Genomic DNA, 10262 nt, shown 5'->3' with positions numbered 1-10262 from the left:
GCCCTGAAGGACGGGGCTTGCCGCGCCTTTTGGTCAATACAGCTGCGTCTTGACTCCGCTATGGTGGCGCTATGGTGAATAGAGGGGTGGGAGGATGGGTTGAGAGCGGCGATGGCAACAACAGACGTGACGGTGGTGGTGAAGATCGGCACCTCCAGCCTGACAGATACTCAGACCGGCTTGTTGCGTCTTTCGGTGTTGGGGCCGCTGGTGGAGGTGCTGACCCACCTGCGCAGGCAGGGGTATGCGGTGATCTTGGTCTCCTCTGGGGCGGTGGGGGTGGGCTGTGCTCGCCTTGGCTGGCGGCAACGACCGACGGCTATTGCCGAGAAGCAGGCGGTGGCTGCGGTGGGACAGGGGCGGTTGATCCGCCTTTACGATGACCTCTTCTCGGCTCTGAACCAGCCAATTGCCCAAGTGCTGCTCACCCGCGGCGATCTGGTGGAGCGCAGCCGCTACGTGAACGCCAATCGCACTTTTGCCCAACTGCTGCAGATGGGGGTTATTCCCATCGTCAATGAAAACGACACGGTGGCAGTGGAGGAGCTGAAATTCGGCGATAACGACTCGCTTTCGGCGTTAGTGGCCAGCATGGTGCAGGCCAAGTGGCTTATCCTGCTCACCGATGTGGACAAGCTCTATTCGGCTGACCCCAACCGAGATCCCTCTGCCCAGCCCATTGAGCGGGTGTTGCCCGGGATCCCGCTACAGGTGAAGGCCGAAGCCCAGGGGAAAAGCGGCTGGGGCACCGGCGGCATGGCCACCAAACTGACCGCTGCTCAAATTGCTACAGCTGCAGGGGTAACGGTGGTGATCACCAATGGCAAACGGCCTGAGCAGATCCCGGCAATTCTGGCCGGCGAGGCCATCGGCACCCGCTTTGATCCGGCTCCTCAGCCCGCCAGCGCCCGCAAGCGATGGATTGCCTACGGCCTCATCCCCGAGGGATCTTTGACTTTGGATGAGGGGGCGGTACGAGCGGTGTGCGAGCAAGGGCGCTCGCTGTTGCCGGCAGGGATCACAGCCATTTCTGGGGAGTTTGAGGCGGGGGCTGCCGTGCGCCTGTGCGATCCCAGCGGCCAGGAGGTGGCGCGGGGCCTGGTGAACTACAGCGCCGAGGAGCTGCGGCAGATTAAGGGCAAAAAAACCGCCGAGATTCCCCGCATCCTGGGCTACGAAGGGGTTGATACTGCCGTCCACCGGGATAACTTGGCCTTGCTCAATTGAGGCCATGGGTGAGGCCATGGGGGCGAGTCCAGGCGCGGTGCTCTGCACCACTAGCACGAATGGCTACAACGGCGGGATCCCAACGCCTATTCTTCCAACTGCCAGGGATCCTGAGCCAGCACCTCATCGAAAACCCGCGGGGGGCGCACGGCCATCAGCACCTGGCCCAACAGGGGAGAGGAGGGCGAGTCTTCTATCCACTCCACCGCCAGGGATCCGGCCCGATCCACCAGGAAAAATCCCGCCATCTGAGCTCCCTCCCAAACCCGAGCGGCGCGATCGACCACCAGCAAAACCGGATCCTGTTCTTCACCGGCAGGCACCGGCAAACCCAACAGGGATCCCAAAAGCCGGTTTTCCACCTGAAGGATCACCGGATCCCCGGCCTTTTGAATCACCGGCCAAGCAGGCAAGGCCATCCAAGTCTGCTCCGCCGGGCTGTTGACCCAGCCAAAGGGCCCTTGCGGCTCGCTGGGGGGGATCCCTTCCCAGGCGGCAGTTGCAAGAGGCAGGGATCCGGCCACCGGCAGCAGTCGCGGCAGATCTTCTTCCAAGCGAAACACGGACAGCTTGGGCAAAACGCTGCGTTGGGGGCGGGAGCTGGTGGCAATCGTGGACAAGAGCTGCTCCACCTGTCGGCGGGCTGTATCACTGTGGACATACTGAAACGCTCGACCGATAGCCCGAGTTCGCTCCTGCAGATCGCGGGTTTGCTGGGCCGTCCGCCAGGCTTGATAGGCCACCGCATCGCCGGGGTGATCTGTAAACCCTTCCGGAAGCTGTTGGAGCTGGGCATAATTTTTCACGGCGCGGGCGATCTCATGAGCATCAGCGGCATTCAAATGGCGACTGAAGATAAATTCCGCCACCCGAACCCGATCCTGTGGGGAGAGAATGCGCAACTCGTAGAGGATATCGCTACCTTTGTGGGCAAAATGCTCCAGAACTGCTGGGCTGGCTCCTGCTTTGGATATCCCTTCGTAAACTTGGGCCGCAACAAGGATCTGGTTTTGGTGAATGGGCTCAAACCCGGTTGCCTCGAAGATGGCCTGGGGAGTCATTTTCTGTCGTTGCAAAGCTTGACAGGCCTTGGCCCAATCCAGCCACCGGCCCTCTTTGCGGCGCAGCCGCTCTACCAACAAGCTGGGATCCTCCTCCACAGCAGCAGGTTCCGGCAGATACTGACTCATGCTTGTTCTCCAACAGGCTGGACAGATCACCACTCCCCTGGTCCACAGCCCAGCAGAGCTGGCCGGGCATCTGGCCAAACTTGATCTTCAAACTTGATCTTAGGGCTGATAGCGGTTCTGGCCGAGTCCGGTCGCGACAGCGGGACGGAGTCCTTGGCGAAACTCTAGATCGCTGGGTCGCACAGCATCACCTGGGAAGGCTGTCCACTCACCGGCAAGCAGTTCAGATCCAATTGCCAAAGCTGAGACAGGTGAGATTTCTCTGCTTTGGGCACCTGCAGCCAAATCTTGCCCCTTTGGCCCACCTGCAACACCTGTGAGCCGTTAGGCACAGCTACTTGGGCCAAGGGATCCCCTTTTTCACTGTACAGCCAGAGGGAAGTGGATTGCTCGCCCTCTCGACACAGCAGCAGCACGCCCCAAGGGGCCTTGGCCATCTGGACAGGTTGCCCTTTCAAGAACCAGCGGCGCACCCGCAGCGGATTCACCTGCACCGAGTGGAGATAGGGGCAGCAACCTTGCTGGCCTTCCCTTCCCTCATCTGTTGCCGCAAAGAGCAACCGTTCTCCCAAGCTGATCACCCCCCCTTGGGGATCCAAGGGCAGGCGATAGCGAATGGGCTGGGATCCCGTCTGCAGAGACCAACCGGTCGCGACAGTGGGATGGTGTCCCTTGGGATAGGGCAAGAGGCTCATCTCCACCCACTGCTGCCCCACACCTGTCAACAAAACCAGATGCTCCGAGAGGGCCAGCAAGCGGGACAGGGATCCCTGCCAAGGCCAACGAAAATAGCAGCGGGAATCGGGGAAAGGCTGTGTTCCTGTCGACGTGGCCGGCTGCCATTGTACGGCCCCCAACTCTTGGGCGGTGGCCCAGACCAGCTCCTGTCGCTCTGCCAGCCAGGTGGCCTGCCAATCCTCCTCAAAGCTGAGCAAGGTGCGGATGCGGCTGGGGCTGAGGTGCAAAAGGCTGCTTCGGGAGAAGGCCAGGGCTTCCGGGAAGGTGTTCAAGGGCAGCACCGCCCGAATTGGCTCGTCCAGGGAAAAACGGGCCAAAGCAGGGGATCCCAGGGCAAGGTTCTGGAGCTCCAGCCATTCCAGCCTCTGGGGGGTCACCCGCAACAGCAGCGGGGATCTGGAGCCGCTGGGATCCTCGCAGATGCAGAACTTTTGCTCGGCCAGGAACTCCATCCCGCCAGTGTCAACAGAGCCCAGATCCGGCAGATCCCAAACCTGTACCCCAGGGGGCGGCCATCTGGGCAGGCGAGGGCCAACCCAACAACTGGCCGGCTCTTGCCACTCTTGGGCAACCACCGCCAAAGCCGACCGCATTTGGGCAGCAGTGCGGAACCGCCGCAAGGGCAACTTGCGTAGGGCTATCTCCAGCACCTCCCGCAGCGGGGCAGGGATCCCTTCTGGACAGACAAACGGCTGGTTGAGGTGGGCGTGCATCAACTGGCCGGGGGATCCGGAAAAAGGCCGCCGGCCTGTCAACAGCTCCAGCAGGATGATCCCCACCGCGTAGAGATCCGAGGCAGGGCTAAACTGACCGTAGAAGCGCTCGGGAGCCATGTAGGCAGGGGATCCGGTGGCGCTGATCTCATCGGGAAGAGGCTGGGAGTGGCGGGCAATGCCAAAGTCTGTCAGCTTCAGTTGCCAGCCCTGGGGCGTGGGCTTGAGCAGGATGTTCTCGGGCTTGACATCGCAGTGGATCACCCCCTGCCGGTGGGCATGATCTAACCCGGCCAAAATCTGATCCACAAAGCCCAAAACCTGCTTGACCGGCAGCCACAGCCCTTGCTCCACCTGGTCGATCAGCTCCCGCAGCGTGCCTCCCTCGCAGTACTCCAACACCAGGTAGCGACCTTCGCGGGCATGTTCGAGGGCGTAGCAGCGGGTAATGTTGGGGTGGTTGAGGGTGAGCAGATGGCGCAGCTCCCGCAGCAGATTTTGGGTGGGAAAGCGCTCCGCCGGCAGCTCCTTCAGGGCCACCAGGTCTCCTCCTTGACGGGGACGGGCACAGAATACACGCCCGTACTGCCCTTGGCCGGCCAAACCCAACATTTGGTAGCTATCGTGAATCGACTTGAGGGTACGGCTGCGTCGGGACACGGCCCTAGCCCACGAGGAATCAATACCGGCACTTTACATCTTTTTTTGCTCTTTTCGTTCCCGTCTTGGCTCAGGTTCCAGAACAACGAGCCCAGCAGCAGGTCTGCCGAACTCCCACCGGAAAGCCTAAGAGCCGGTCAACTGCTTGAGCAGCTCCGCTGCGTGGGTTTCCACCTTGACCTTGGTGATAACGGCCTCGATCTTCCCCTCCGGATCAATAACAAAAGTGGTGCGGTGAATGCCGTTGTACTCTTTGCCCATGAACTTTTTCGGCCCATAGACCCCGTAAGCCCTGGCCACCTTGGCCCCCTCATCCACCAACAGGGGGAAGGGCAGTTGCAGCTTCTGGGCAAATTTTTGGTGGGAACGGGCATCGTCGGCGCTCACCCCCAAGATGGCGATGCCGTGGGCTTGATAGTCAGCGTAGGCATCCCGAAAGCCGCAGGCTTCTTGGGTGCAGCCGGGGGTGTTGTCCCGCGGGTAAAAATAGAGCACCACCCGCTGTCCCCGCAACTGGCTCAAGCTGATGGGATTGCCCTCGGCATCGGGCAGGGTGAACTCCGGAGCCGGATCCCCAACGGCAAGGGGCATGGGTGGGATCCCTCCTCAGACCGATTTTTTGGGAGAGAGAATCATCGTGATGTTTCGCCCTTCCTTTTGGGGGGGCTGCTGCATTTCCGCCACTTCTTGTAAGTCTTTGAACAAGCGGTGCAGCAATTCTTCCCCCAACTCGGCGTGCTGGGCCTCACGACCGCGGAACATCACCGTGGCTTTCACCTTGTCTCCATCCCCCAAGAACTGTTGGGCGCTGCGCAGGCGCACGTTGTAGTCGTGCTCGCCGATGTTGTAGCGAAACTTCACTTCCTTGATCTCGGCAGTGTGTTGCTTCTTGCGGGCCTCCCGTTCTTTCTTCTCCTTCTCAAACTTGAACTTGCCGTAGTCCATGATGCGGCAGACGGGCGGGTCGGCCTTTTCGCTCACCAAGACCAAGTCCAGATCTTTTTCTTCTGCCAGGCGCAGGGCTTCGCGCGGGCTCATGATCCCCAACTGAGTGCCGTCGGTATCGATAAGGCGGATTTTGGGGAAGCGGATGCGCTCGTTGATAGCCGGCAGCTCTGCGCGCTGCTTGCGGGGGAAGCGGTCAGGTGGACGCTCTACGGTCAAGTTTTCCTCTCTCAACGAAATAACAACACAAGACAAATGCTAAGTAGGACTAGCCCCCTTCGGAGCAGTGCCGAACCCTGAGTTTGGACTCTCCAATCAAAGTCGGCCACTGGCCCGCAGGCCAAGGCAGGCTGCACCTATACTAACCGGCATTTTCTACCTCCTTCTAGAGCTATCAAGAGTTGTCAAGGCCCGCTCACTTGGGGATCCTGCCAGATTGGGGCAACAACCGCGGTAGGATACCAAAGTGGCGATCCTGATGGGATCAAAGGTTGTTTGTCGGCCAGCAGGGAGGGCAGAAGCGGTGCAGCTCGGTTTAACGGAACGGGAACTGACAGAGTTGGCCCAAAAGTCGGTTCAGCTCATCCTCAGCCCGCGGGAAGGGGATAGCGAAGCGCTGATCCAGTACAAGTCTTCGGCAGAATTTCGAGCGGGGGTGCATCTGGCCTGTGCGGCCATGGTGTTGGTCTTGGCAGAGAACAACGAGCGCCTCAGCCAGCAGTTGCAGGCTACTTTACAAAACTTATCTGCAGCCGTCGAGACACCCTCAGAGAAGGCTGCCGGAAGCTAGCCCAAGGATCCGCGAACGGGGGAGGAAAAGCCTTGGCTGAGGTGCGCAGCGAACGAGACTCAATGGGGGAGCGGCAACTACCCCAGTCGGTTTACTACGGCATCCAGACCGCCCGTGCCCTGGAGAACTTCCCCATCAGCGGCCTCAAGCCCCTGCCAGAGTATGTGGAGGCCTGCGTGCTGATTAAAAAGGCGGCGGCGGAGGTCAACGGCGAGCTGGGGTGCATTCCGGCAGAGGTGGCCAAGGCGATTGTCCAAGCGGCGGATGAGATCCTCCAGGGATCCCTGCGGGATCAATTTGTGGTGGATATCTACCAAGCAGGGGCAGGCACCTCTCACCACATGAATGTCAACGAAGTGTTGGCCAACCGCGCCTTGGAGATCCTGGGGGAGCCCAAAGGCTGCTACCAGCGGGTCAGCCCCAACGATCACGTCAACTACGGCCAATCCACCAACGATGTCATTCCTACCGCCATTCGCCTGGCTGCCCTGCTGCGGGTGCGACGGGATTTTCTGGGCACGCTGGACAATTTGGTAGCGGCGCTGGAGCAGAAGGCCCAAGAGTTTCGCGGCATCCTCAAGGCCGGTCGCACCCATTTGCAGGATGCGGTGCCAGTGCGGCTGGGGGATAGCTTCGGCGCCTACGCGGCCATCTTTGCCCAACACCGTCGCTGGATTGAGGAGGCCAGCCAGGCCCTGTGCAGCTTGGGGCTGGGGGGAAGCGCCGTCGGCACCGGCCTCAACACTCATCCCCAGTACCGGCAAAAGGTGGTGCAACGGCTGGCAGAGTATACCCAGTTGCCCCTCACCCCTGCTCCCCACCCCATGGCGGCGATGCAGAGCATGGCCCCCTTTGTGCATCTGTCGGGATCCCTGCGCAACCTGGCCCAAGATGGCATCAAGCTGGCCAACGACCTGCGGCTGATGGATTCTGGCCCCAAGACCGGCCTGAAGGAGATCCAACTGCCGCCGGTGCAGCCCGGCTCTTCCATCATGCCTGGCAAGTACAACCCGGTGATAGCCGAGATGTTGAACATGGTCTGTTTCCAGGTGATTGGGCTGGATACCGCCATCACCCTCGCAGCCCAAGCGGGGCAATTTGAGCTCAACGTGATGATGCCCCTGATTGCCTATGACCTCCTGCACAGCCTGCAGATTCTGAACAGCAGCCTGCGGGTCTTTGCCGAGCGCTGTATTCAAGGCATCACCCCCAAACCGGAGCGCTGCCGTAGCTACGCAGAAGGGACGCTGGCTTTGGTGACCGCCCTCAACCCCTACATCGGCTATTTGCAAGCTGCAGAAGTGGCCAAGGCTTCTTTGGAAACCGGCCAGTCCATTCGGCAGATTGTCTTAGAGCGCAACTTGATGACCCCGGAACAGGTGGCCAAGGTGCTGGATCTGGAGGCGATGAGCCAAATGCAGTCCTAACCCATTCGCTACAGTGGAGGCATACTGCTCCTGCCTGGCCATGACCATCGCCCCCTATCGCTGGCCCACCCAGCACGACTTGCCCGATACAGACGACACCCCCTTGGACAACGAGGATCAAGGCCGCCAATACCCCCTCCTCCGGGAACCGCTGCTGCTGCACTGGTCAGATCGGCAAGACTTTTTTGTGGCTTGCAATATGGGCCTTTACTACGCCCTACCCCGGCAGGTCATTGTTCCAGATTTGTTTCTGGTGCTGGGGGTTCCCCGTTGGCGGGATGGCACTGCCCGCAAAAGTTATGTGGTTTGGGATGAAGGGAATATCTTGCCTATTCTCATCTTGGAGATCATCTGCAACGACCAGGGGGAAGAAAAACCCGGACAAGCCAAATTCCAGCTCTACGAAAGGCGGCTGCGGATCCCCTACTACGTCACCTTCGAGCTAGAGACCGATGAGCTGAATGTTTATCAACTCCAGGGCGGACACTATGAGCTGCTCCCCGGCTCAGGCGCTGGAGAACATCCCCCAATTCTGTTGCCCGATTTGGACTTGAGTATCGGTCGGTGGTGGGGATCCTACGAGGGGCGAGAACGCTTTTGGGTGCGCTGGTATGATAGGGCAGGGCAATTGTTGCCTACGGGAGCTGAACTAGAACGGCAGCGGGCTGAATTGGAACGGCAACGGGCTGAATTGGAACGGCAGCGGGCAGAATTGGAACGCTCCCGAGCCGAACGACTGGCCCAGCGGCTACGGGAACTGGGAGAAGACCCTGAATTTTGATCAGCTTTTCCAGGGATCCCCAAAAAAGAAATCTCCACCTACCCCCTACACTGGAATCCTGGCATTCCAGGGGGACATGATGACCAGACAGCGACTCAGTTTGTGGACGAAGCTGGCCTATGGGGTGGGGGATCTGGGCACAGGCATGACGGCCAACATCCTCATCTTTTTCCTGCTGCCCTTTCTCACCAATACCGTTGGCATGTCGGCAGGCCTAGCCGGCAGCATCTACGCCATCACTCGCTTTTGGGATGCCATCAACGATCCCATCATCGGCATCCTCAGCGACCGTACCCGCACCCGTTGGGGCCGTCGCCGTCCCTGGTTGCTGTTTGCAGCCCTCCCCTTCGGCCTCACGTTCCTGGCCCAGTGGTGGATCCCTTTTCCCGGTCGGATTGGCCCCCTGTTTGCCTACTACCTGGCGGTGTCGCTCTTGTTCAATACCTTCTACTCTGCGGCCAATATTCCCTACGCCTCCCTGACAGCGGAGCTGACCCAGGATTACGACGAGCGCACCCAGCTCAACCAATTCCGCTTTGCCTTCTCTGTAGGGGGCAGCATGGTTGCGGTGGTTACCTTTCCGCTCTTGGTCAACCTGCTGCCGGATCGGGCTGCCGGCCATCTGCTGGCCGGAGCCTGTTTTGGAGTGATCTCGGCTGTGCCCTTGCTGATCTGTTTTTGGGGGGTGCGAGAACGGTATCCATCCCAACGGGATCCCATGCCCCTGGTTCAACAACTGCGGGTGGCCTTCAGCAACCGCCCCTACCTGTTTGTCAGCGGCATCTACCTGTGTTCTTGGCTGGCGTTTCAGTTCACAGCCACAATCATCCCTTATTTCATCGTCTTCTGGATGGGCCTGCCGGAGGTGTGGATTTCCTTGGTGGTACTGGCGGTACAGGGGATCGCAGTGCTGACGCTGTTCGGTTGGACCCAACTGAGCACCCATCTGGACAAGCGCACCATGTACCTTATCGGGGCGGGGTTTTGGCTGATCTCGCAGGCGGGCCTGTTTTTCCTCCAGCCCGGCCAGCAAGGGATCATGATTGGGCTGGCTCTGTTGGCCGGCATTGGGGTTTCTGCTACGGCCTATCTCGGCCCTTGGTCCATGTTGCCGGATGTGATCGATCTGGATGAACTACAAACCGGGGAGCGGCGGGAGGGGATCTTCTACGCTTTTATGGTCTTCTTACAAAAGGTGGGCCTGGCGCTGGGACTGTTTTTCGTGGGGCAAGCTCTGGATTGGGCCGGCTTTGTGCCTTCGGTGGCCGGAGAGGCCCTGCCCATCCAGCCGGAATCGGCTTTGTTGGCCATTCGCGTTGCCATTGGCCCCTTACCGGGAGTGGCTTTGATCGGCGGGATCTTGCTGGTGTGGTTCTACCCAATCACCCGGCAGCGTCATCAGCAGATCCTGATGGAATTGGAAGAAAGACGGCAACAATACCACCCCAGCACCGAAAGATCTCCTTAGACCGCAAAATAGGCTACGGTTTCTAGCGGCAGAGCAACTGGCGCAATTGCGGGGGTTTTGATCTTCGGCCCAGGCTACTCCTCTCTCAGGGGCCTGCAGGATTACCTCATCAATGGCCTGAAAAAATGGCCTGAAAATCGATCACTCCTTCATCTCGCGCTGGGGGCCGAATGAAGAAAATGCCGAGACCATTGCCTGATCATCACCTTGGCCCGCAGCCTGGGAATGGATGTCACTGCCGAGGGGATCGAAACCCTACAGCGACTGCACCAATGAGGCTGTTGAACTGCGAGTATGGCCAGGGCTATTTCTTCGCCAAACCT

9 protein-coding genes are annotated in these 10262 nt (G+C 59.9%); 5 read left to right on the top strand and 4 right to left on the bottom strand.

Translation table 11 applies throughout. The features are described 5' to 3' along the window. Positions 1-111: 111 nt before the first annotated feature. Positions 112-1227: a glutamate 5-kinase gene (gene proB, locus NW820_RS06420; RefSeq protein WP_041436197.1), complete on the top strand. Its 1116-nt coding sequence runs from the start codon at positions 112-114 to the stop codon at positions 1225-1227. Between the two features lie 86 nt (positions 1228-1313). Here proB and raf1 read toward each other — a convergent pair whose 3' ends face one another. The 4 genes from raf1 to infC all read right to left on the bottom strand — a co-directional run bounded on the left by raf1 (position 1314) and on the right by infC (position 5692). Beyond that, complete coding sequence (gene raf1, locus NW820_RS06415; RefSeq protein WP_414407008.1) at positions 1314-2417, bottom strand: RuBisCO accumulation factor 1; 1104 nt, start codon at positions 2415-2417, stop codon at positions 1314-1316. Positions 2418-2581: 164 nt separating this feature from the next. Further along, positions 2582-4528 carry a serine/threonine-protein kinase gene (locus tag NW820_RS06410; RefSeq protein ID WP_238376869.1) on the bottom strand — a complete coding sequence of 649 codons (1947 nt, stop codon included), beginning with the start codon at positions 4526-4528 and terminating at the stop codon, positions 2582-2584. A 126-nt stretch (positions 4529-4654) separates the two neighbouring features. Continuing rightward, on the bottom strand, positions 4655-5119 hold the full coding sequence (bcp, locus tag NW820_RS06405; protein WP_011432174.1) for a thioredoxin-dependent thiol peroxidase: 465 nt from the start codon (positions 5117-5119) through the stop codon (positions 4655-4657). A gap of 15 nt (positions 5120-5134) precedes the next feature. Then, positions 5135-5692, bottom strand: a complete 558-nt coding sequence (infC, locus tag NW820_RS06400; RefSeq protein ID WP_011432175.1) for a translation initiation factor IF-3 — start codon at positions 5690-5692, stop codon at positions 5135-5137. Between the two features lie 259 nt (positions 5693-5951). On the opposite strand from infC, the gene NW820_RS06395 reads away from it, so the two are divergent. The 4 genes from NW820_RS06395 to NW820_RS06380 all read left to right on the top strand — a co-directional run bounded on the left by NW820_RS06395 (position 5952) and on the right by NW820_RS06380 (position 9939). Beyond that, entirely contained in the window at positions 5952-6263 is a 312-nt protein-coding gene (locus tag NW820_RS06395) for a hypothetical protein (RefSeq protein ID WP_011432176.1), read from the top strand. A gap of 41 nt (positions 6264-6304) precedes the next feature. Further along, positions 6305-7690 carry an aspartate ammonia-lyase gene (locus NW820_RS06390; RefSeq protein ID WP_414407009.1) on the top strand — a complete coding sequence of 462 codons (1386 nt, stop codon included), beginning with the start codon at positions 6305-6307 and terminating at the stop codon, positions 7688-7690. A 40-nt stretch (positions 7691-7730) separates the two neighbouring features. After that, positions 7731-8471, top strand: coding sequence for a Uma2 family endonuclease (locus NW820_RS06385; RefSeq protein ID WP_011432178.1), 741 nt, complete (start codon positions 7731-7733; stop codon positions 8469-8471). 79 nt (positions 8472-8550) lie between these two features. Beyond that, positions 8551-9939, top strand: coding sequence for an MFS transporter (locus NW820_RS06380; protein ID WP_011432179.1), 1389 nt, complete (start codon positions 8551-8553; stop codon positions 9937-9939). Positions 9940-10262: the final 323 nt, after the last annotated feature.

The organism is Synechococcus sp. R55.7, from assembly GCF_047461955.1.
Lineage (GTDB): Bacteria > Cyanobacteriota > Cyanobacteriia > Thermostichales > Thermostichaceae > Thermostichus.
This window is presented reverse-complemented; position numbering and strand designations above follow the sequence as displayed.